General features: G+C 62.1%; 20 protein-coding genes. 12 read left to right on the top strand and 8 right to left on the bottom strand.

Annotated features, from left to right (window positions below; translation table 11 throughout):
• Nucleotides 1-85 precede the first annotated feature (85 nt).
• The gene (locus BW995_RS12390; protein WP_076400711.1) at nucleotides 86-706 is read left to right on the top strand and encodes a TetR/AcrR family transcriptional regulator; all 621 of its coding nucleotides are present in this window, start codon (nucleotides 86-88) and stop codon (nucleotides 704-706) included.
• Between the two features lie 101 nt (nucleotides 707-807).
• Here the strand turns inward: BW995_RS12390 and BW995_RS12395 are convergent, their stop codons facing one another.
• From BW995_RS12395 to BW995_RS12425, 7 genes are all read right to left on the bottom strand, one after another.
• Entirely contained in the window at nucleotides 808-2049 is a 1242-nt protein-coding gene (locus tag BW995_RS12395; RefSeq protein WP_076400712.1) for a phenylacetate--CoA ligase family protein, read from the bottom strand.
• A gap of 30 nt (nucleotides 2050-2079) precedes the next feature.
• Nucleotides 2080-2919, bottom strand: a complete 840-nt coding sequence (locus BW995_RS12400) for an ABC transporter ATP-binding protein (RefSeq protein WP_076400713.1) — start codon at nucleotides 2917-2919, stop codon at nucleotides 2080-2082.
• 74 nt (nucleotides 2920-2993) lie between these two features.
• Nucleotides 2994-4331, bottom strand: a complete 1338-nt coding sequence (locus tag BW995_RS12405) for an ABC transporter substrate-binding protein (protein ID WP_076400714.1) — start codon at nucleotides 4329-4331, stop codon at nucleotides 2994-2996.
• 89 nt (nucleotides 4332-4420) lie between these two features.
• Complete coding sequence (locus BW995_RS12410) at nucleotides 4421-5530, bottom strand: branched-chain amino acid ABC transporter permease (RefSeq protein ID WP_076400715.1); 1110 nt, start codon at nucleotides 5528-5530, stop codon at nucleotides 4421-4423.
• Nucleotides 5531-5548: 18 nt separating this feature from the next.
• Nucleotides 5549-6484, bottom strand: coding sequence for a branched-chain amino acid ABC transporter permease (locus BW995_RS12415; protein ID WP_084194810.1), 936 nt, complete (start codon nucleotides 6482-6484; stop codon nucleotides 5549-5551).
• Between the two features lie 12 nt (nucleotides 6485-6496).
• A complete protein-coding gene (locus BW995_RS12420; RefSeq protein ID WP_076400716.1) occupies nucleotides 6497-7324 on the bottom strand; it encodes an ABC transporter ATP-binding protein in 828 nt (275 codons plus the stop codon).
• A gap of 56 nt (nucleotides 7325-7380) precedes the next feature.
• Nucleotides 7381-9369 (bottom strand): AMP-binding protein, encoded by a 1989-nt coding sequence (locus BW995_RS12425; RefSeq protein ID WP_076400717.1) that lies wholly within the window; start codon nucleotides 9367-9369, stop codon nucleotides 7381-7383.
• 617 nt (nucleotides 9370-9986) lie between these two features.
• Between BW995_RS12425 and BW995_RS12430 the strand changes: the two genes are divergently transcribed.
• The 3 genes from BW995_RS12430 (at nucleotide 9987) to BW995_RS12440 (ending at nucleotide 11671) form a co-directional block, all read left to right on the top strand.
• Complete coding sequence (locus BW995_RS12430; RefSeq protein WP_076400718.1) at nucleotides 9987-10499, top strand: NADAR family protein; 513 nt, start codon at nucleotides 9987-9989, stop codon at nucleotides 10497-10499.
• Between the two features lie 85 nt (nucleotides 10500-10584).
• Entirely contained in the window at nucleotides 10585-11082 is a 498-nt protein-coding gene (locus BW995_RS12435) for a FecR family protein (protein ID WP_084194811.1), read from the top strand.
• The gene (locus tag BW995_RS12440; RefSeq protein ID WP_076400720.1) at nucleotides 11075-11671 is read left to right on the top strand and encodes an OmpA family protein; all 597 of its coding nucleotides are present in this window, start codon (nucleotides 11075-11077) and stop codon (nucleotides 11669-11671) included. Before BW995_RS12435 ends, BW995_RS12440 begins: the two co-directional genes overlap by 8 nt.
• Before the next feature lie 275 nt (nucleotides 11672-11946).
• Here the strand turns inward: BW995_RS12440 and BW995_RS12445 are convergent, their stop codons facing one another.
• On the bottom strand, nucleotides 11947-12597 hold the full coding sequence (locus BW995_RS12445; protein WP_076400721.1) for a DUF938 domain-containing protein: 651 nt from the start codon (nucleotides 12595-12597) through the stop codon (nucleotides 11947-11949).
• Between the two features lie 103 nt (nucleotides 12598-12700).
• Here BW995_RS12445 and BW995_RS12450 point away from each other — a divergent pair, with 103 nt between their 5' ends.
• The 8 genes from BW995_RS12450 (at nucleotide 12701) to BW995_RS12485 (ending at nucleotide 21213) form a co-directional block, all read left to right on the top strand.
• Complete coding sequence (locus BW995_RS12450) at nucleotides 12701-13153, top strand: tellurite resistance TerB family protein (RefSeq protein WP_076400722.1); 453 nt, start codon at nucleotides 12701-12703, stop codon at nucleotides 13151-13153.
• Nucleotides 13154-13194: 41 nt separating this feature from the next.
• Nucleotides 13195-13530: a ferredoxin FdxA gene (gene fdxA, locus BW995_RS12455; RefSeq protein WP_076400723.1), complete on the top strand. Its 336-nt coding sequence runs from the start codon at nucleotides 13195-13197 to the stop codon at nucleotides 13528-13530.
• A 714-nt stretch (nucleotides 13531-14244) separates the two neighbouring features.
• Nucleotides 14245-14739, top strand: a complete 495-nt coding sequence (locus tag BW995_RS12460; RefSeq protein ID WP_076400724.1) for a CarD family transcriptional regulator — start codon at nucleotides 14245-14247, stop codon at nucleotides 14737-14739.
• A gap of 213 nt (nucleotides 14740-14952) precedes the next feature.
• A complete protein-coding gene (dapF, locus tag BW995_RS12465) occupies nucleotides 14953-15828 on the top strand; it encodes a diaminopimelate epimerase (protein WP_076400725.1) in 876 nt (291 codons plus the stop codon).
• Nucleotides 15825-17090 (top strand): tRNA (N(6)-L-threonylcarbamoyladenosine(37)-C(2))-methylthiotransferase MtaB, encoded by a 1266-nt coding sequence (gene mtaB, locus BW995_RS12470; RefSeq protein WP_076400726.1) that lies wholly within the window; start codon nucleotides 15825-15827, stop codon nucleotides 17088-17090. Before dapF ends, mtaB begins: the two co-directional genes overlap by 4 nt.
• Complete coding sequence (gene ftsY, locus BW995_RS12475; protein ID WP_076400727.1) at nucleotides 17090-18310, top strand: signal recognition particle-docking protein FtsY; 1221 nt, start codon at nucleotides 17090-17092, stop codon at nucleotides 18308-18310. The genes mtaB and ftsY overlap by 1 nt, the downstream gene beginning before the upstream one ends.
• A 307-nt stretch (nucleotides 18311-18617) precedes the next feature.
• Nucleotides 18618-19964, top strand: coding sequence for a diguanylate cyclase (locus BW995_RS12480; protein WP_245821432.1), 1347 nt, complete (start codon nucleotides 18618-18620; stop codon nucleotides 19962-19964).
• 172 nt (nucleotides 19965-20136) lie between these two features.
• Nucleotides 20137-21213 (top strand): tartrate dehydrogenase, encoded by a 1077-nt coding sequence (locus tag BW995_RS12485; RefSeq protein ID WP_076400728.1) that lies wholly within the window; start codon nucleotides 20137-20139, stop codon nucleotides 21211-21213.
• The last annotated feature ends 149 nt before the right edge of the window (nucleotides 21214-21362 follow it).

Consider the following 21362-nt stretch of genomic DNA (forward strand, 5'->3'; position numbering starts at 1 on the left):
ACAGTACAGTACAAAAGCTCGCAAGAGCCTTCTTAAAGTGAAAAAGTAGCGAACAGGCCCCCGACAGGGACTGAGGAGACAGCCGGTGACCGAAACAAAACCCCTCACTCGTGGCGAAAGCCGCCGCCAGGCCATGCTGGCAGCGGCAACGGAATTATTCCTCGAGAAGGGCTTTGAGCATACAACCCTCTCCGATATCGTTAGCAGATCAAAGGGATCCCGCAGCACTCTCTACGAGCAATTCGGCAACAAGGAAGGCCTGCTGCGGGCCATGATCGAAGACGTAACCAGCGATATCTGGGCCGTCATCGTGCCGGACGAAAGCCCCCTCCCCTTTACTGAGGAAGCGCTGATCACTCTGGCCCGCCGGTTCGTCACCGCCGCCATGTCGCCACGGGCGGTTGCCGTGTTCCGCATTCTGGTCACCGAAGGCCCGCGCATGCCGGAAATGGCCCTGTTTTTTCTGGAACGTGGGCCGCGCACCATCGAACGTCTGCTGGCCGAACGCTTTGCCGAAGCCCTGCGCGACCGCAAGACGGTCGGCACGCCGCAACAACTGGCGCAGGTGTTCATCGGCGGGGTGATGGGAGTCTTTCATTCCTACAAGGTGGTCGGTCAATATACCGACGACATCGAAAGCAAGATGAACACCCATATCCCGACAGCCGTTCGCCTGTTCCTGAACGGGATTGAAGAAACGCCCTGACGAGAGCAAAAGCAACACCCCCCGTCAGTGCGCTCTGACGGGGGGTGTTCCAGCAGCCGGGGGACAAAACAAGGCTGCTGGTGGGGGGTATCAGCAACCGGTTACTGATAGGTCCGCTGATCGTCGATCACCTTGCCATCGTTGGGCAGGCTGCCCGGTGCCACCAGTTCGATCACCGCAGACAGTTTGGTCACCGCCTTCACCGTTGCCGCCACCAGTGCGGTATCAATCGCCTGATCCGTTTCCAGCCGGACGGTCATCGTGTCACGGTTATCCTCGCTGCCGACCACCACCCGCGCCTTGTCCAGCCCCGGATGGGCTTTCAGGATCTCTGCCACCTGTTCAGGATGGACGAACATCCCCTTGATCTTGGTGGTCTGATCGGCCCGCCCCATCCAGCCCGCCAGCCGCATGTTGGTCCGCCCGCACGGGCTGGGACCATCGAGGACTTTCGACAGGTCGCCGGTGGCAAAGCGAATCAGCGGATAGGCCGCCGACAACAGCGTCACCAGCACTTCCCCGACCTCGCCGACCGGCAGCGGATCGCCGGTTCCGGGGCGGACGATTTCGACAATCACCCCTTCATCCACCACCAGCCCGTCACGGGCAGAGGTTTCATAGGCGATCACCCCCAGATCGGCGGTGGCATAAGCCTGATAGACATCGACGCCATATCCGGCCAGCAGCTCACGCAATGACGGCGGCAAAGCCTCGCCCGACACCAGCGCCTTGGTCAGGGATGCATGATCCAGCCCCAGCTCGCGGCATTTTTCCAGCAGGGTGCGCAAAAAGCCGGGCGTGCCGCAATAGCCGGTGGTACGCAGGGCGGCCAGCGCCTCGGCCTGCTGCTCGGTCTGGCCGACGCCCGCCGGAAAGACCAGACAGCCCAGCGCCCGCGCCCCGTCATCAAAAATCCAGCCCCCGGGGGTAAAGTGATAGCTGAACGAGTTGTGCACCAGATCACCGGCGCGGAATCCGGCGGCGTGCAACGCCCGCGCCGCCCGCCAGAAATTCGGCTCGTTGCCCTGTGGTTCATAGATCGGGCCGGGCGACTGGAACACCCGTCCAATCGCCTCCCCCCGCGCCACCAGCCCGCCAAACGGCGGCCTGGCTGCCTGCAACGCTTTCAGGGCGCTTTTGCGGGTAACCGGCAACCCGGCCAGCGCCGTGCGCGAGGTAATCGCCAGCGGATCAACACCGGCCAGCGCCTGCTGATAAAATTCGGTTGTTGCCTGCGCGTGGGCAATCTGGTCCGGCAAGGCGGCGAACAGTTGCCGTTCGCGCTCAGCCGGAGAACAGATTTCCAGATCATCAAAATAGGCTGAAAGACCATCCGTGGACATCAACACGCCCCCCTTTGGTGAAGACCAACGTTACAACCAGCGTTTCCGCCGCCGGTAATGCTTCACATCGCGGAAGCTCTTGCGGTCTTCCCCGGCCATACCGAGGTAGAATTCCTTCACGTCGTCATTTTCGGCCAGCTTGCCCGCCTCGCCTTCCATTACCACCCGGCCATTCTCCAGAATGTAGCCAAAGGTGGCATAGCGCAGGGCGACCATGGTGTTCTGTTCGGCCAGCAGGAACGACACCCCTTCCTTTTGGTTGAGGGTGTGGACGATTTCAAAGATTTCATCGACCAGTTGCGGCGCCAGCCCCATCGACGGTTCATCGAGCAAAATCAGCTTTGGGCGACTCATCATCGCCCGCCCGATGGCGACCATCTGCTGCTCACCGCCCGAGGTATAGCCTGCCTGACTGCTGCGCCGTTCGCGCAGGCGGGGGAAATAGTCATAGACCATTTCCAGATCCTTTTTGATCTCGGCGGACCCGTCACGGCGGGTATAGGCCCCGGTCAGCAGGTTTTCCTCAACGGTCAGATGACCAAAGCAATGGCGGCCTTCCATCACCTGCACCACGCCCATTTTCACCAGATCGTTGGGAGTCAGCGCATCGACCTGACGGCCCTGATACTCCACCGAGCCTTTGGTGACTTCGCCGCGTTCGGCACGCAGCAGATTGGAAATGGCTTTCAGGGTGGTGGTCTTGCCCGCGCCGTTGGCCCCCAGCAGGGCCACGATGCCGCCTTCGGGGACCGCCAGCGACACCCCTTTCAGCACCAGAATGACGTGGTCGTAGATCACTTCGATATTGTTGACCCGCAGGATCGGCTCGGCGGGGGCGGGCTGGGCAAGCGGCAACACGGCCTGAGTCACGGCAGCTCTCCTTTGTTGGTCACAGGGTGCTGGTCACGGGGAGGACGCGCAGGCCCTCCCCGATCCGGCCATCCTTATTCCTTGGAGCAATCACGCGGGGTAATGCCCTTTTCCTTGGCATAGGCCATCGCCGATTCTTCGTACATCGGACGCAGGAAGCCCTCGCGGCGCGGCATGATCCAGTCAGAGGCAGGCTGCCATTCCTTGCCATCCCACTGGGTGATGATCACCGAACCGCCGCCTTCGTGGTCATTGCACGACAGCTTGACCGGGTTGATCATCCCCGAGAAACCAATCTGCTCCAGCCGTTCGGGCGACAGGTTGATGTGCTCGACACCCCACTGGATCTGCTCGCCGGTCAGCGGCTTTTTGCCGAACTTGTCCTGCGCCACCTTGATGCCTTCGGCGGTCAGCAGGGCCGCGCCCAGACCACGGTTATAGATCACCGTGCCATGCTCGGCGGCTTCGCCCTTGGCCTTGCCGGCATCAAAGACCTTTGTCTTCAGGTCCTTGTAGACCCCAAAGCTGTTGCCCGGCAGGATGAACTGCGCCGCCTTGAAGCCCTTGGCGACCGCGCCAGCCGCATTCATGTCCACTTCGGAACCGGACCACCAGACCCCGATGAAGTGATCCATCGGGAAGCCAACGGCAGCGGCTTCCTTCAGGGCGGTGGCGTTCATCACCCCCCAGCCCCACATGATCACGTAATCCGGCCGCAACTGGCGGCCAATCTTCAGCCAGGTGGCTTTCTGTTCAAGGCCCGGATGCGGCACCGGGAACAGGCTCAGTTCAAAGCCTTCCTTGGCGGCCAGCGCTTCGAGGGTCTTGATCGGCTCCTTGCCATAGGCAGAGTCGTGATAGACCAGCGCGATCTTCTTGCCCTTCAGCGCGCCCTTTTCCTGCTGCCCGATGTACTGGACGATGGCATCGGCCCCGGCCCAGTAAGTCACCGGCAGGGTGAACACATAGGGGAACACCGAGCCGACCGAGGCATCGGCGCGGCCAAGGCCCGAAGTGATCAGCGGAATCTTGTCGGCGCGCACGCGGTCAAGGATGGCATAGGAAATGCCGGTGGACAGCGGCTGGAACGCCGAGGCCCCGGTCGGGCCTTGCCCCTTCATCTTTTCATAGCATTCAACACCCTTGTCGTTGTTATAGGCGCTGTCGCATTCGTCATAGAGAATCTTCACCCCGCCGATGCCGCCGTCGCGTTCGTTGAGCAGGGTGAAATAGTCGGCATAGCCGTCAGCCCACGGAATCCCGCCCGGAGCATAGGGACCGGTGCGATAGACCATCCCCGGCACATACTGGCCATCCTCGGCGCGGGCTTCGCCCCCCGCCAGCACACCAACTGTCAGGGCCGCGGCCACCATCGTGTAAACCGACGCTTTGGTAAACTTGCTCAGACGCATCGTTGTGTCCTCCCATGGACGGATTATGCGGGGATTGTTTCCCCTGCGTATTCAGGCACACCTGTCAACCATCCCCCGACCCCGGCGGGTCAGTAGGGGAACGGCCACAGGCGCAGCTTTTCCTTGGCGATCTGCCACAGACGGGCCAGCCCGTGCGGCTCGACGATCAGGAAGAAGATGATCAGCGCCCCGAAGATCATGAATTCGAGGTGCGAGATGATATCGACCGGGATGTTCAGCCCCAGCAGACGCGGGCCATTGGTCAGCAGCACCGGCAACAGGGTGATGAACGCCGCCCCAAGGAACGACCCCATGATCGAGCCAAGGCCGCCGATGATGATCATGAACAGCACCTTGAACGACACTTCGATCGAAAAGGCCAGCGGCTCGACTGAACCGGTGTACAGGAACGCCCATGCCGCCCCGGCAATGCCGCAATAGAACGAGCTGAGCGCAAAGGCTGCCAGCTTGGTGCGCATCGGGCGGATGCCAATGATTTCGGCGGCAATGTCCATGTCACGGATCGCCATCCACGCCCGCCCCAGATGGCAGCGCATGATGTTCTTGGCCCCCAGTGCCAACAGCACCACCAGCGACAGCAGGAACAGGTACTTGGTGACCGGGTGCGCCATCGGGCCGGTGATCACCACACCGGGGAACAGCTCACGCGGGGGGGCCGAAATGACGCCCGAGGTCGAATAGTTGGTGAACCATGGCACCTTGTTGAACAGCCACAGCAGAAAGAACTGCGCAGCCAGCGTTGCCACCGCCAGATAAAAGCCCTTGATGCGCAGCGACGGCATGCCGAACAGCACCCCGACGGCGGCGGTGATCACCCCGGCCCCCAGGAAGACAAACACCATGTGCAGGTGCATCGGCTCGGCAAGGCCAAAGGTGGCACCGATGTCCCAGGTGGACAGCTTGTAGGCGGCAAAGGCGCCGGTGGCCATGAAGCCACCGGTTCCCAGCGACAACTGTCCGGCATAGCCGGTCAGGATGTTCAGCCCCAGCGAGGCAATCGACATCACCAGAAAGGGGATCAGGATGGTCGCCATCCAGTATTCGTTCGCCACCATCGGCACCGCCGCAAAGGCGACCGCCAACAGGGTGTAATAGGCAATCCGGTCCTGCCGGATGGGGAAAATCTGCTGGTCGGCGGCGTAGGACGCCTTGAATTGACCTGCTTCACGGTAAAACATGGCCGGTTCGTCCTTTTGTTACACGCGCTCGATGATCTTGTCGCCGAACAGGCCTTGTGGCCGGAACAGCAGGAAGGCCAGCGCCAGCATGTAGGCGAACCAGTCTTCGATCCCGCCGCCAATGGCGTCGGCCCAGAACACTTCGGCCACCTTTTCACCGGCCCCGATGATCAGCCCGCCGACAATCGCGCCGGGGATCGAGGTAAAGCCGCCAAGGATCAGCACCGGCAGGGCTTTCAGCGCCACCATCGCCAGACTGAACTGCACCCCCAGCTTGGCCCCCCACATCACCCCGGCCACCAGACCGACCACACCAGCGACGGTCCAGACAATCGCCCAGATGGTTTTCAGCGGGATACCAACCGACAGCGCCGCCTGATGGTCATCGGCCACCGCGCGCAGCGCCCGCCCGATGCGGGTATACTGGAAGAACAAGGCCAGAGCGGCCACCAGCGAGCCTGCGACCACCGCCGCCACGATGTCAAAGGCATTCACCTGAATGGGACCCATGTTGATCGGGTTCTGCGGGATGCCGATGTTCAGCACGCGCATTTCCGACCCCCAGATGGTTTGTCCCAGTCCGTCGAGGAAATAGGAAACCCCGATGGTGGCCATGAACAGGATGATGTGCGGCTGGTTGACCAGCGGACGCAGCACCACCCGTTCGATTCCCATCGCCAGCACCAGCATCACCAGCACGGTGAGCGGCAGGGCGCCGTACCACGGAATGCCCTTGTCCATGAATCCGGCGAAGAACAGGGCGGCGAACAGCACCATCGCCCCCTGGGCAAAGTTGAACACGCCCGACGCCTTGAAGATCAGCACAAAGCCCAGCGCCACCAGCGAATACATCACCCCGGACAGCAGGCCGCCGATCAGCACCTCGACAAAGAACGACGGAGCCGCGCCAATCATGGCAAACGGAGCCACCAGGATATTGTAGAGAAAGTCCATGGTCGCCCCCCGTTAATGACCGCCGAGGTAAGCGGCAATCACATCGGGATTGCTGCGTACCTCGTGCGGGGTGCCGTCGGCCAGCTTGCGGCCATAATCGAGCACCACCACGCGATCAGAGATATCCATCACCACCCCCATGTCGTGCTCGATCAGCACCATGGTGGTTCCGAATTCGTCGTTGACGTCGAGGATGAAGCGGCACATGTCCTCTTTTTCCTCGACGTTCATTCCGGCCATCGGCTCGTCGAGCAGCAGGATTTCCGGCTGTGCGGCCAGCGCCCGCCCCAGCTCGACCCGCTTTTGCAGGCCATAGGGCAGACGGCCAACCGGCGTCTTGCGGATGGCTTCGATTTCCAGAAAGTCGATGATCCGTTCACAGAATTCGCGGTGGGCAATTTCTTCTTTCTGCGCCCGCCCCCAGTACAGCATCTGGTCCAGCAACGACGATTTCATCATCGTGTTGCGGCCGGTCATGATGTTGTCGAGCGCGCTCATGCCCTTGAACAGGGCGATGTTCTGAAAGGTGCGGGCAATCCCGGCGCGGGCGGCATCGTGCGGTTTCATCTTCAGGCGTTCCTTGCCCTTGTGAAACACCTTGCCTTCCTGCGGGTGGTAAAAGCCGTTGATCACGTTCAGCATCGAGCTTTTGCCCGCGCCGTTCGGGCCAATGATCGCCAGGACTTCGTGCTGGCGGACGTCAAAGCTGATGTTGGTCAACGCCCGCACGCCGCCAAAGCGCAGGGAGATGTTCTGAACACTCAGGATCACATCGCCAATCGGGCGCTTGCCGGACGGAGCGGCGGCGGAGGCGGTGGACGAGAGGGGTGGTGCAGACATGAAGGCACCCTCCTGTGCTGAATTTTTCTGATCGGGCAGCCGGTACGCGCGCGGGGTCAGCCCGCCTTGCGCAGAGGTGCGGTTGCCGCCGGATGGACCTCGGCATCGGCCAGACGCAGGTCGGCTTCGACCTTGCCCTTGCGGCCATCCTCAAAGGTGACTTCGGTGGAAACATGCACGCTGGGGCGGCTGCGGTCGTACAGGGCCTCGATCTGCTCGGCATAGCGTTCGGCGATGAAGCGGCGGCGCACCTTGCGGGTGCGGGTCAGTTCGCCATCATCGGCATCCAGTTGCTTGTGCAGCAGCAGGAAGCGATGAATCTGGCACGACGACAGCAACGGATCGCGGGCCAGATCGGCGTTCACCTGATTGACGCAGTCGCGGATCAGCTCGTACACCTCGTCACGCGCCGCCAGATCCTGAAAGCCGGAGTACGGCAGGCCGCGCCGTTCCGCCCAGTTGCCAACCGCCTCGAGGTCGATGTTGACAAAGGCGCAGGCATGGTCGCGCTGGTCGCCAAAGGCCACCGCTTCCTTGATGAACGGAAAGAACTTCAGCTTGTTTTCCAGATATTTCGGCGGGAACATGCCGCCGTTGGTCAACCGGCCCAAATCCTTGGCGCGGTCGATGATCTTCAGGTGGCCGCGCTCGTCGAACAGCCCGGCATCGCCGGTATGAACCCAGCCATCGGCGGTCTTTTCTTCGGCGGTCTTGTCCGGCTGCTTGAAATAGGCGTGGAACACCCCCGGCGAGCGGAACATCACTTCGCCAGACTCGGCAATGCGGATTTCCACCCCCGGCGCAGGCAAACCAACGGTATCGCTGAACACCTGACCGTTGGGCTGGACGCAGATGAACACGCTGGCTTCGGTCGAGCCGTAAATCTGTTTGATGTTGATCCCCAGCGCCCGGTAAAAGCTGAAAATCTCCGGCCCGATCGCTTCCCCGGCGGTATAGGCCAGCCGGATGCGCGAAAAGCCGAGCACGTTTTTCAGCGGGCCATAGACCAGCAGCGCCCCCAGCCAGTATTTCAGCCGTTCGACCGCCGACACCGCTTCGCCATCGAGAATCCGCACCCCGACCTTGCGCGCCAGTTCCAGCGCCGCCTTGAACATCCACTGTTTGGCGCGCGAGGCGTCCTCCATGCGGATCATCACCGTGGTCAGGATGTTTTCGTAAATGCGCGGCGGGGCAAAGAAATAGGTCGGCCCCAGTTCCCGCAGGTCGGTCAGCAGCGTTTCACCGCTTTCCGGGCAACTGACGGTGAAGCCACAGACATAGGCCTGCGCCATCGAAAACAGGTGGTCGCCCACCCATGCCATCGGCAGATAGGCCAGCACCTCTTCGTCGGCGGTCAGGCCTTCCATTTCAACGTTGTTGCGGGCGGTGATCAGCACGTTGTCAAAGCTGAGCATCACCCCCTTGGGCTTGCCGGTGGTGCCCGAGGTGTACAGCATCACCCCGATGTCGCTGCCCTTGCCCTGTTGCAGTTCCTGTTCCAGAAACGTCGGGTGGCAGGCGATGAACTCGCGGCCCTTTTCGCGCAGGGCATCGAGCGAGTGCAGGAACGGCTGCTGATAGTCGCGCAGGCCGCGCGGGTCTTCGTAGAGGATGGTGCCGAGGCTGGGGCAGCGGTCGATCACCTCCAGCAGCTTGTCCACCTGCTCCTGATCCTCGACCACCGCGAAATGCGCCTCGGCATGTTCCAGCACGAACTGCATTTCGCTGGCCACCGAGTCCTGATAGACCGGCACCGGAGTTCCCCCCAGCACCTGCGCTGCCACCATCGACCAGTACAGTTGCGGTCGGTTGTCGCCGACAATCGCCAGCGTATGACCGCGCCGGAACCCCAGCGCCGCCAGCCCGCCCGCCAGCAACAGCACCTCGTCGTAGACCTGCTTCCAGCTCCACGTCTGCCAGATGCCGTAATCCTTTTCCCGCATCGCCGGATGGGCCGGACGGGTGTGGGCGTGATGGTGCAGCAGCTTGGGCAGGGTGTCCATCGCCCGGGTGGTGGTGATGGATGGGTGTACCTGGGTGCTCATCGCCCGGCCTCCTGTGGCAGAGGGCGGCCAGCGGCCCGGCATCGCACGGATGCAGGCAGGCACCAAGGCGCAGACACACGGCGGGCGTGAGTCATCAACGTCTCCTCGGACATGGTTCGTCTCCCTGGGCGGTGCCGTTGTCCGGCTTGATGCCCTTTATTCTGCCGGTCCGTCGGGGGCGGTGTGCCTCCTGCAACGGGCCGGTGGTGATCGGTACGGGTTTCCTGCGACTTTTGGCCTGTTTGTGGGTCGACAGGTCCCTGTTCCCGCCGCCCGGCTCAGAAAATTGCATACATGAAACCCAAGCCTTGTATTACTTAAACCCAATCGCAGCGCACGGTCAAGCGCCGCCATCATATTTTTGGAAAAATGTCAGGAAACATGCGGATTTCAGCGCACTGCACAATGAATTTTGCGGCGCTGCGGCATATGGAAAATGTGGCTATTCCGTAGCGTCAATGCGGGGAGAATCGGGAGGGAGATTGTAAAATTGTATACAATTTGTGGGGCGGTGAAAAAGAGGGGCGGAGGAGCTGATCGAGGCACGAAGCCTTGCATTCCATCACAACGACACCCCAAGGTGTTTGCAACCTTACCTTTCCCCGCAGGAAATCCCGATGAGCGAGACATTCACCTTTTTCTGGTCCGGCCCGTTTAGCCAGTGGCATCCCTGTAGCTTTTCCGAAGGCGACGTCCCCTATGCCTGCGCCGAGCAGTACATGATGGCCAAAAAGGCCCTGCTGTTCGGGGATCTGGAGATCCACGCGCAGATCATGGCAGCCCCCACCCCGCGCAAGCAAAAGGCTCTGGGGCGCAAGATTCAGGGCTTTCAGGCGGAAGTCTGGCAGCGGGTTGCCCGGGCCATCGTCTATCAGGGCAACTATTACAAGTTCACCCAGGACCCGGAGCTGCGCGCCGTTCTGCTCGCCACCGCCGGAACCACTCTGGTCGAGGCCAGCCCCGAGGACCGCATCTGGGGGATTGGTCTGGCCGAAGACAACCCTGCCGCGCTCGATCGTAGTACCTGGCAGGGCAGCAACTGGCTGGGTGAATGCCTGACCGATCTGCGGGGAGACTTGCTGGCGATTGACGGGCGGACTGGCACCCCGCTGCAACCGTCCCTTTCTTAGGCAATCACCTGTTTCCCTTAAAGCAACAATCGCCTATCCTGAAGCGCACTGTTTCGGCTTCAACTCCCTACTGGTGATTGTCGCAATGAGCTTTTCTCTCTTCCATTCTCCCCGCGCTGTACGCCGGGGCCTGCCCGCCGCAGGAGCCTTGGCCTGTCTGGCCGGTGTCCTGCTGCTCGGCAGTCCAGCCGCTTCGGCGGCGGAGCTGATCGGCCACGTCAAGAATGCCGATGGCAGCACCACCGTTACCCGTGATGGCACCCCCAAGCCGCTGGCGGCGGGCGACAACCTGTATCAGGGTGATGCCATCAGCACCGGCAAGGACAGCACGCTGGGGGTCACCCTGCGCGATGACACCACCATTGCGCTCGGCCCGAACAGTGCGCTGACACTCGACGAAGTGCTGTTTGACCCCGCCGCCGAAAAGGTCGGCATGGGGGTGCGGCTGGCGCAGGGGACATTCTCGTTCCTGTCGGGGCAGATTCCCAAGCTGGCCCCGGACAAGACCGTCATTTCCACCCCGGTTGCCACCATCGGCATTCGCGGCACCCGTTTTCTGGTTGAGGTAAACAGCCATGATTAAAGCCCTTCGCCTCCTCCCCCTCGCCGGTCTGTTGCTGCTGGCGGCGTGCAGCGGCGACCGGGTGGTGCTGTTGCCCGACCCCAACGGCCATGTCGGCCGGGTCGAAGTCACCTCGACCGCCGGTCAGCAGGTGCTGACCGAAGCCAGCGCCGGGACCGAAGTCGGTTCCCGCACCAGCGCGCCATCGGCACCGAAAGCGGTCAGCGCCGACGACATTCAACAAACGTGGGGCAAGGCGATGGCCGCCATGCCGCCGCAGCCGACCACCTTCCTGCTGTATTTCAAGTCCGGCACTTCGGAACTGACCGACGAATCGCGCGCCGAGTTCCCGCGCATTGTCGCCGAAGTCACCAACCGCCCGCACGCCCGCCTGATCGTGGTCGGTCATGCCGATACGCTGGGGTCGGACCAGATCAATCAGACCATCTCGCGCGAGCGGGCCGAAGAAGTGATGAAAATGCTGACCGAAGCCGGTGCCAAGCCGGAAGGGGTCGAAGTGGCCTCGCACGGCAAGCGCAACCCGCTGGTCAAGACCGCCGATGGCGTGTCCGAACCGCGCAACCGCCGGGTTTCGGTGACGGTGCAGTAAGGGGGCAGGAAAAGAGGGCAGGCTATCGCCCGCACCCATTTGGGGGCCAATGCCCCCAAGCCCCCCTTTTTTCTTTGATTTTAATACATAAAATGGGGTCTGGGGCCAAGACCTGTGAGCTTTACAGCTCACAGGTCTTTCTCTTTGCAGTGTCGTATTGTTTTTGCGAAAACCGGTTCCCACTTTTCGCACAATACTCCGAAGGCCCCAGCGAGGTTTGGAGCAGCGCTCCATAATCTTGCTCTCTTTGTCGCATGCAGCAACGCCCCATTGATTCACCCCTTCTCGAACACCAGCGAGAAGTTATTCGACGGCATGGCGATCACCTCGCGCAACGTCAGGCCATGGCGAGCGGCCTCGGCACCCACTTCGGCCATGTCGCGGATGCCATAGCGCGGGTCGCGGTCCTTCAGCCACAGATCAAAGCGGGCATTGGACTCGGCGGTCTGCTGACCATCTATCAAGTAGGGGCCATAGGTGTACAGCACCCCGCCCTTTGGCAGCACATGCCCGGCACCTTCCATCAGGCAACAGGTGCTTTCCCACGGCGAGATGTGGATCATGTTGATGCACACCACCGCCTCGGCGCGGAACACCAGCCACGGCAGGTCACAGACTTCCAGCGCACGGGCCGCACGCAACTGTTCCAGCCCACAGCCCTCGGCGCGCATCGCCGCCGCCCAGGAATCGATGCTGACCAGATTGGATGTACTCTGGTCGGTCGGCTGCCACGCCAGATGCGGCAATGCCGCCGAGAAATAGGTCGCGTGCTGGCCTGATCCGGCGGCGATTTCCAGCACCAGCCCCTTTTGCGGCAGGATTCGTTGCAGGACATCGAGAATCGGACCGCGATTGCGCTCGCAGGATGGCGAAAACAGGCGGCCATCACGAAAGGTTGGCGACTGGATCGTGGCAGGGCTGGTCATTGGCACGGAACCTCGCTAAAGTGCGCCCGCCCGAGGATAAAGGGCAGAAAGGGTATCGTATAGTCCTTTTGTACCGTGAACCAGCTACGGATTCCCCCTGCTGATGCTTGATGCGCTGAAATCACTGTTGTTCTCCAACCGCTCGATAGGTGACCACGACCCGGTGGCTCTGGCCACCACGGTTTTGCTGGTCGAGGCGGGAATGATGGATGGCACCTTTGGCCCGGAAGAACGGGCGTCGGTGCTGGCGTTGGTGCGGCAGCGGTTTTCCCTCGACGATGCCGGGGCAGCCCGGTTGTTGGCCGCAGGGGAAGCGGAAGCCGCCCGCAGCGCGGAGCTTTATTCACATACAAGGACTGTGAAAGATAATCTTTCTTACAATGAACGTCTGGACATTATCGAGATGGTGTGGGAAGTGGTCTATGCCGATGGTCACCTGCACGATTTCGAGGCCAACCTGATGCGTCGTCTTAACCGCCTGCTGTTCGTCGAAGATGCTGACAGCGGACTCGCCCGCAAACGGGTGCTGGACCGGCTTGGTCTCAGCTCGTCCTGACTGTTGGCTCCCTGCGCGGCTCAACCGGAGATCCCCTCCCCATGGCTTACGTCGTTACCGAAAATTGCGTGAAGTGCAAGTACACCGATTGCGTGGAAGTCTGCCCGGTGGACTGCTTCTATGAAGGTGAAAACATTCTGGTCATCAACCCGGACGAATGCATCGATTGCGGTGTGTGCGAACCGGAATGCCCGGCCGAAGCGATCTTCCCCGATTCCGAAGGCATTGCCGCGGAATGGGCCGAATTCAACCGCGACTTCTCGACCCAGTGGCCGAACCTGACCCGCAAAAAGGCTCCGCTGCCGGATGCCGACAGCTGGCAGAACCGTCCGGGCAAAAAAGAACTGGTCTCGACCAAGCCGGGCGACAGCGCCTGATCCGGTGCGACTCCCCGTTTCGGGCTGCGCAGCGTTTTTCCGCGCGCAGCCCGGGGGATCTCTGCCCTGCCGCCTTCCGGTGATTATTCTCCGGGCAAGGGGTGGTCAAAAAATATGCATAGAAACATCTGATTTTCCTTGGCTTTTCCCGCAGTATGGCTGCCATGCGGGTTTTTGACGGTTTTTTTACCTGACTTCGCCCCTGTGCCGTGCTATACAGTTCGCCGTTCGCTGGGAGCTGTTCAGCGGCGCATTTTCCTCATCGGGTCAACAGACAGTCCAGGGAGTGGCCATCGTCGCTCCTACGGGTGTCGTCAGCGCTTTGTGAGCCGCACTCTTGTGTAGCTCCGGCGCCTTTGTCGTCTCTGGGGAAGATTTCCGCATGCCTGCGGAACGACTACAGGTGTTGCTACCCGCCCAGTCATGCCGACCCTGGGCGGTTTGTCGTTAAGGTTCCACCCTTCGGGGTGTGTAAAACGGCGTTGCGTACTGTCTTTGATGGGCCACGATGCGACCACGGTTTCCATAGCGCACCCCTTTCGAGCTGTGTGCTGAGTCCCAAGCCTGTCTGCCACTCCGGCAGGTTTCGGACTCAGTACACAGGCTGTCAGGTTCAGGCATCCGCGTTGCCCTTTTTTCTGGAACAGTTACCGCTCTGGCTGTCGGCCCCTTTGGGCCCGGTACGTACGGCATGAAAAAGATAAAGAGAACAACATGACCACTTCGAGCTTTGTCGCTGGTGATTACGTGGTGTATCCCGCCCATGGTGTCGGGCGCGTGATGGATATCGAAAAGCAGGTCATTGGCGGTCACGAACTGGAACTGTTCGTCATCACCTTTGAACGCGAGCGGATGACCCTGCGCGTTCCGGTGGCCAAGGCCAAGAATGCCGGTCTGCGCAAGCTGTCGACCCGCAAGGTGATGGAAACCGCCCTGACCACCCTGCAGGGCCGTGCGCGCATCAAGCGTGCCATGTGGTCCCGCCGCGCCCAGGAATACGAAGCCAAGATCAATTCCGGTGATCCGTGCGCGATTGCCGAAGTGGTCCGCGACCTGCACCGCTCGGCCACCCAGCCGGAACAGTCGTACTCGGAACGCCAGATCTATGAACAGGCGCTGGAGCGTCTGGCCTGTGAGCTGGCCGCGGTCGAAGACATCGCCGCCGATGCCGCGACGGCAAAGCTGGAAAAACTGCTGCTGGCTGCTTAAGCTGCGTCAGTCTTGCCAAATTCAGGGCGCCTGTGGACTGACCACAGGCGCCCTGAGTGTTTTTAGGCCTGTTACCCTGCTTTCCCTTTGCCTTTTCGGTACAGTCTCCCTTTATTGGGGGCCGAGTACCAACGGGCGTGCTCACCTTGGTAAAACATCCGCACTATCCCGGCATCCCGGCCCCGGACAGTGCGCCAGAACGAGACGGCGGTCATGGTTGCGATTCCCTTCCTGAAAATGCACGGCCTTGGCAATGACTTCGTGGTGATCGACCTACGGCATGTCCCGGTGGTGATGACCGAAGACCTCGCCCGGCGAATTGCCGACCGCCATCGGGGGGTCGGCTGTGATCAGGTGATCACCATCGAACCGCCGCGTTCAGCCGGGGCGACTGCGGTGATGGGCATCCGCAACCCCGATGGCTCCGAAGCCGGAGCCTGTGGCAATGCCACCCGCTGCGTCGCCCACCTGCTGATGAGCGAAAACAGCACTGAGCAGTGCGTGGTGGAAACCATTGCCGGTCTGTTGCCGTCGCAACGGGCGGCCAACGGTCTGGTGACGGTGGACATGGGCCCGGCCCGCTTTGACTGGCACCAGGTGCCGCTGTCCGAAGCCCGCGATACCCTGCACGTCGGCCTGAGCGAAGGCGCGCTCCACGACCCGGTGGCGGTGTCGATGGGCAATCCGCACGCGGTGTTCTTTGTCGATGATGCCGACGCGGTGCCACTGACCACCGACGGCCCGCGCATTGAACATCACCCACTGTTCCCGGCCCGCACCAATGTCGAAGCGGTGCAGGTACTGGGCCGCGACCGCCTGCGCATGCGGGTGTGGGAACGCGGGGCGGGGATCACCTCGGCCTGTGGCTCGGGGGCCTGTGCGGTGATGGCCGCCGCCGTCAAGCGCGGCCATGTGGACAACAAGGCCGAAATCATCCTCGACGGCGGCAGCCTGTGGATGGAATGGCGTCCGGCGGACGGCCATGTGCTGATGACCGGCCCGGCCACCACCGTCTTTCAGGGGGTGCTGGACGCCAGCCTGTGGAGCGACCTGTCCGGCGTGATCCGCGACGGAGTGCTGCACGGATGAGCGACCAGCCCGCCAACAAGCCGGAACCGCAGGTGGTGACCTTTGGCTGCCGGATGAACACCTATGAATCCGAGGTGATGCGCGACCATGCCCGTTCTGCCGGGCTGGACAACGCAATCATCATCAACACCTGCGCCGTCACCAGGGAAGCCGAACGGCAGGCCCGCCAGACCATCCGCAAGCTGCGGCGGGAAAACCCCGAGGCAAAGATCATCGTCACCGGCTGCGCCGCGCAGGTCAATCCCGAGTATTACGCCGGGATGGGCGAGGTCGATCAGGTGCTGGGCAACGCCGAAAAGCTGCAGCCCGAAAGCTATCACCATGGCATCAACAACCCGGTACTGGTTGATGACATCATGGAGGTCCGCACCACCACCCCGCACCTGCTGGAAGGCTTTGAAGGCCGCACCCGCGCCTTTGTGCAGGTCCAGCAGGGCTGTGACCACCGCTGCACCTTTTGCATCATCCCCTACGCCCGTGGGCCGTCGCGCTCGGTGGCGATCGGGCCGATTGTCGAACAGGTGCGCACGCTGGTCGCCAACGGCTATCGCGAAGTCAGCCTGACCGGGGTCGATATCACCGCCTATGGTGCCGACCTGCCCGGCCAGCCGCCGCTGGGGCAGATGGTGCGCCGCCTGCTGCAACTGGTCCCCGAGCTGCCACGCCTGCGCCTGACCTCGCTCGACCCGGTGGAGGTCGATGATGACCTTCTGGAGCTGTTCGGACGCGAACCGCGCCTGCTGCCGCATGTCCACCTGTCGGTGCAGGCCGGGGATGACATGATCCTGAAACGCATGAAGCGCCGCCACCTGCGCGCCGATGTGATCGACATCTGCCGCAAAATCCGCGCCCTGCGCCCGGATGTGACCTTTGGCGCCGACCTGATCGCCGGGTTCCCCACCGAAGACGAGGCGATGTTTGACAACACGCTGGCGATCATCGGCGAAGCCGGTCTGACCCATCTGCATGTGTTCCCCTATTCCTCGCGCCCCGGCACGCCAGCGGCCAAAATCCCCGGCCTGCCGAACGAGGTGGTCAAGGAACGCGCCGCCCGTCTGCGCGCCGTTGGCGATCAGGCGCTGGCCGACTGTCTGGCCCGTCAGGTCGGCAGCACCGTTGCGGTGTTGCTGGAAACCGACACCACCGGCCACAGTGAACAGTTTTTGCCGGTAAGGGTTGACGTTCCGCTGGAAGCAGGCACCATCCGCACGCTGCGGATTACCGAAGCCAGTGCGACCGAGTTGAAGGGGATTCCTGTCTGATGAGCGATGTGACCCAACCGAAGAAAAAAGGCTGGTTAAGCCGCCTGTTTGGTGGTGAGACGACAGCGCCCGCCGCTCCGGTTGCCGAAGCCCCTGTGACGGACGATCTGCCCCCGGAAGACCGCACCACCCCCACCGCCGAACCGGTGGCAGAGGTCTCGCCTGTCCCCGACCTGACGCAGGAACCCACGCAGGAACCCACCCCGGACCCCGTGGCCGAGCCGGAGCCGGAGCCGGAGCCGGAACCCGAGCCGGTCGTTATTGAACAGGCTCCTCCCCTCCCTGAGAGCAAGACCCCGGAAAAGAAGAGCTGGTTCCAGCGCCTGAAAGACGGCCTGTCGCGTTCGTCGTCACGGCTGACCACCGGCATCACCGACCTGTTCACCAAGCGCAAGCTCGATGACGAGGCGCTGGAAGAGCTGGAAGAGCTGCTGATTCAGGCCGACCTCGGCGTGAAGACAGCCGCCACCCTGACTGCCGCCCTCGCCAAAGGCCGCTTTGGCAAGGACATCACCCCGGAAGAAGTTCGTCAGGCGCTGGCCGACGAAGCCGCCCGCCTGCTGGAGCCGGTCGCCCGACCGCTGACCATCGACGCCAGCCGCAAGCCGCATGTGATCCTCGTCGTGGGGGTCAACGGCGCCGGGAAAACCACCACCATTGGCAAGATGGCGAAACAGTACCGCGAACAGGGCCTGTCGGTGACGCTGGCGGCCGGCGATACCTTCCGCGCCGCTGCCGTCGAACAGTTGAAGGTGTGGGGCGACCGCACCGGCTGTCCGGTGATTTCCCGCGATACCGGTGCCGATGCCGCCGGTCTGGCCTATGACGCGCTGAAGGAAGCCACCGCCCGTGGCGATGACGTGCTGATGATCGACACCGCCGGTCGCCTGCACAACAAGGCCGAGCTGATGGAAGAGCTGCGCAAGATCCGCCGGGTGATCCAGAAACTGGTTCCCGACGCCCCGCACAGCACGCTGCTGGTGCTCGATTCCACCGTCGGCCAGAATGCCCACCAGCAGGTGAAGGTGTTCGGCGAGATGGTCGATGTCAGCGGGCTGGTGATGACCAAGCTCGACGGCACCGCCAAGGGCGGGGTGGTGGTGGCACTGGCGCAGGAATTCGGCCTGCCGGTCCACTTCATCGGGGTGGGGGAAACGGTTGATGACCTGCGGCCCTTTAATGCCACCGACTTTGCCCGCAGCCTGATGGGCCTTTCCTGACATAACCATTGATGGATATCATGGCGCTCAAACACCTATCGAGTGTTTGAGCGCCTTTTTTGTGTCTCGATGCTCATAATCTGACTGTATATATTATGGGGGCTTTTGCCGGAATTCGCCTTTCCGTGATACGGTCCGCGCACGCATCAGATCGGGTTTTTCCCGAAACAGGATATTCGGTATGGCTGGCAGAATACACAAAAGCCGTTGTCATCAACACAGGTATCCCCTGTATCACAGCATCCTGTCCTGCCTGTTGCTCCTGCTGCCGGCCTTCTGTGTTTCTGGCCCCGCCCGGGCCGGAACAGTGGCGCTGACCACCGCCGAGCAGGCCTATCTGAACAGCCATCCGGTCATCACCTATTGCGCCGACCCCGACTGGGAACCGTTCGAGGTGATCACCGCCGACGGTCAACATGTCGGCATCGCCGCCGACCTGCTGCGTCTGGCCGCCGAGCGGGCCGGTGTCCACTTACAACTGGTGATCACCCGCAGCTGGGATGAAACGCTGGCAGCCTCGAAAAGCGGGCGCTGCACCCTGCTCAGTTTCCTGAACCAGTCCCCGGCGCGGGAACAGTGGCTGACCTTTACCGATCCGCTGTTCATTGACAGCAACGTGTTCATCACCCGCGAAGAGCATCCTTTCATCACCGACCCCCACGCCCTGAGCGGGGAAAGCATTGTCCTGCCCTATGGCACCTCGATCGAAGAACGGATGCGCACCGATTACCCCAACATCGGGATGATCACCGTCAACGACGAGAAAACCGCCATCGAAATGGTTGATGCCCGGCAGGCGGCAATGACCATGCGCTCGCTGATCATCGCCGCCTACACCATCCGGGCACAGGGCTATTTCAACCTGAAGATTGCCGGGCAGGTGCCCAATTACGAAAACCGCCTGCGCATTGGCGTCGCCAAAGACCAGACCATTCTGCGCGACATCCTGAACAAGGGCATTGCCAGCATCACGCCGGTCGAACGCGAAGCGATCATCAACCGCTTTGTCAGCATCAATATCGAAACGGGCATCGACAGCACGATGATTATCCGGATCGTCGCCGTCGCAGGCGTGCTGGTGCTGCTGGTCCTGTTCTACGCCCTGCACCAGCGGGCGCTGGGGATCCGGCTGCGACAGGCCGCCCGCACCGATGCCCTGACCGGGCTGGCCAACCGGACGTGTCTGAACGAGCTGTTCCCGACCGAAATTACTCGCGCCCACAGCACCGGCAAGCCGCTATCGGTGATCTTGCTGGATATCGACCATTTCAAGGCGGTCAACGACCAGTTCGGCCATCTGGCCGGGGATCAGGTGATCATCGGGGTTGCCACCCTGATCCGCCAGTCATTGCGGGCCAGCGATCTGGCGGTTCGCTGGGGCGGGGAAGAACTGTTGGTGCTGTGCCGCGATACCCCACCGCACGCCGCCCTGTCGCTGGCCGAACGGGTGCGGCAGGCGGTCGAACAGCATCCGTTTGGCGCACCGCCCCATGTCACCGTCAGTCTGGGGGTGGCCTCGCTGTGGCCCGACGAGCAGGGAGACTCCCTGCTGCAACGGGCCGACGACGCCCTGTATCACAGCAAGCGCGCCGGACGGAACCGGGTCACCATCGATCACGATGACCACGCCGGGTCGGCCAGAAACTGCCTTTGAAACGAACCACTGTTTTTCAGGAGTGAAACAGCATCTTCTGTTCCGAAGTCTGGATAACTATGGTGATGGCCGCGCGCTGTGCGCTGGCTGGAGTTTGTGCGGAAAAAGGCGCTCCCGGTTTTTCCACACCACAAACGACCGTAACAACAGCTCGCAACAAAAGGCAGTCCCCATGCAAGCGCAGCAGAAACCCTATCGCATTGCCGTCATCCCCGGCGACGGCATCGGGCAAGAGGTGATGGTCGAAGGCGTCCGTACTCTGGAAACGGTCAGCAAGGCCCTGAACATCCCGTTGGTGCTCGACTGGTTCGACTTTGCCTCTTGCGACTACTATCTGGCCCATGGCCGCATGCTGCCGGAAGACTGGTTTGAAACCCTCAGCACCTATGACGGGATCTTTTTCGGGGCGGTTGGCTGGCCGGAAAAGGTGCCGGACCATATTTCGCTGTGGGGATCGCTGTTGCAGTTCCGCCGCTCGTTTGACCAGTACGTCAACCTGCGTCCGGTCCGCCTGATGCCCGGGGTGCCGTCGCCGCTGGCGGGCCGGGTGCCGGGGGATATCGACTTTTACGTCGTGCGCGAAAACACCGAAGGCGAATACACCTCGCTGGGCGGACGGATGTTTGAAGGCACCGACCGCGAAGTGGTGATTCAGGAAACGGTGATGTCCCGCCACGGCGTTGACCGCATCCTGCGCTATGCCTTTGACCTGGCCCAGAGCCGCCCGAAAAAGCACCTGACCGCCGCCACCAAGTCGAACGGCATTGCCATCTCGATGCCCTACTGGGATGAACGCTGCGCCGCCATGGGGGCGCAATACCCGGACGTGCGGCAGGACAAGTACCACATCGACGCCCTGACCGCCCAGTTCGTGCTGCACCCCGACCGCTTTGACGTGGTGGTGGCCTCGAACCTGTTCGGCGACATCCTGTCCGATCTGGGTCCGGCCTGCACCGGCACCATCGGCATTGCGCCGTCGGCCAACATCAACCCCACCGGCGAACATCCGTCGCTGTTCGAGCCGGTCCACGGCTCGGCCCCGGATATCGCCGGTCAGGGCATTGCCAACCCGATCGGCCAGATCTGGACCGCCGCCATGATGCTGGATCATTTCGGCGAAAAGGCCGGTGCGGCGCGGATCATGTCGGCGATCGAACGGGTCCTGCTGTCCCCGACCAGCCGCACCCGCGATCTGGGCGGTTCGGCCAGCACCGAAGTCTGTGGCAAGGCGATTGCCAGCGAGATCTGATAGGGCTCTCGAACACGACAATAAGGGGAAAGGGTCCATGGAGCGCTGCTCCATACCTCGCTGGGGCCAGTCGGCCCCAGACCCTATTCCTTTGAATTCAAAGAAAAAATAGGGGTCCGGGAGCATCGCCCCCCGGGCAGGTGCGGACG

Origin of the sequence: Insolitispirillum peregrinum (assembly GCF_900156605.1) — a bacterium.
GTDB classification, from domain to species: domain Bacteria; phylum Pseudomonadota; class Alphaproteobacteria; order Rhodospirillales; family Rhodospirillaceae; genus Insolitispirillum; species Insolitispirillum peregrinum.